The organism is Mycobacterium sp. 1245499.0, assembly GCF_001673615.1.
Classification (GTDB): Bacteria; Actinomycetota; Actinomycetes; order Mycobacteriales; family Mycobacteriaceae; genus Mycobacterium; species Mycobacterium europaeum_A.
In genome coordinates this window covers 1-981 of sequence record NZ_LZMG01000019.1, presented here as the reverse complement: position 1 = coordinate 981, position 981 = coordinate 1, and the positions used below count along the sequence as shown (strand labels likewise).

The following is a 981-nucleotide window of genomic DNA, read 5'->3' as shown; positions in this document are numbered from 1 at the left end:
TTCCCCGGTAGCGGTTTTCGGGGCCGGCGCCAAGCTGTCGATGCCCGCCTTCACCGCGCCGCGGTTGGTCGTCGGCGGCACCAGCAGCGTGGCGTTGGCCGCGAACTCCACCAACCCCAGGTTGATCGCCGGGGTCAGCTGGTCGGCGAACTGGGAGGCGGCCTGTTCGGCGGCCTTGAGCCGGTTGGGTTCGACGTCGGTCGCCCGCATGGACTGCGACATGTCGATCGCCAGCATGATGACGGCGCGATTGCGCGGGATGCGCATGTCGTGGGTGGGGGTGGCCAGCGCGATGGTCAACAGCGCCAGGCTCAGCAGCGACACGGCGATCGGCAGGTGCCGCCACGGCGACTGCGGCACCGGGGTGTCGGTGTAGCGGTGCAGCCGTTGGCGGCGCCGGGCCGCGACGTAAACGTAGACGGCCAGCAGGGCCAGCGGCACCAAGCCGAACAACAACAGGCCCGGACGCTGGAACCCGTAGAGGGGCAGCGGGCCGATACCGGGAAGCGACACGTCACCCAACCTTCCCGTCCAGCCCGCAACCGTCAAACGATGGGACTACTCGCGGCGCAGCCGTCCATCGACGAACTGCTCCAGTTTCTCCCACTCGCGGACCGCCGCGGCGTACGGCGGTGACGGCTTGGTGACCGAGTCGGGCTCGAGCACGGCTGCCACCAACTTGCCCAGCGGCCGGCTGGTCTCGAGCGCCTTGTCGACGGCGGAATCCTCGGAGTAGTCGCCGATGTCGCGCAGCACCTCGACGGCCAGCTCCAACTGCTCGCGATCCACCGCGTCCGGCCCGTCGGCCAGGTCATCGGCCAGCCCGCTGAGCACGTAGATGTTGTCCTCGGTGATCTCCACCTCCAGCGAGCCGTCGGTCGCGGCGGTGCGGATGTCGTCGTAGGTGCTCAGGTCGGCCAGGTCGTGGTCGTGCTCGTCGGCCAGGTAGCGGGCCAGCGCACGCTCGGAGGTGAAGACGCT

The 981-nt window shown here is 69.5% G+C and carries 1 protein-coding gene and 1 pseudogene; both read right to left on the bottom strand.

What is annotated here, in order from left to right; genetic code table 11:
* The coding region (locus A5646_RS00705; protein ID WP_156765480.1) for a VWA domain-containing protein at positions 1-513 on the bottom strand (513 nt) is incomplete at its 3' end.
* Positions 514-558: 45 nt separating this feature from the next.
* Positions 559-981, bottom strand: a pseudogene (locus A5646_RS00700) (primosomal protein); the annotation flags it as partial.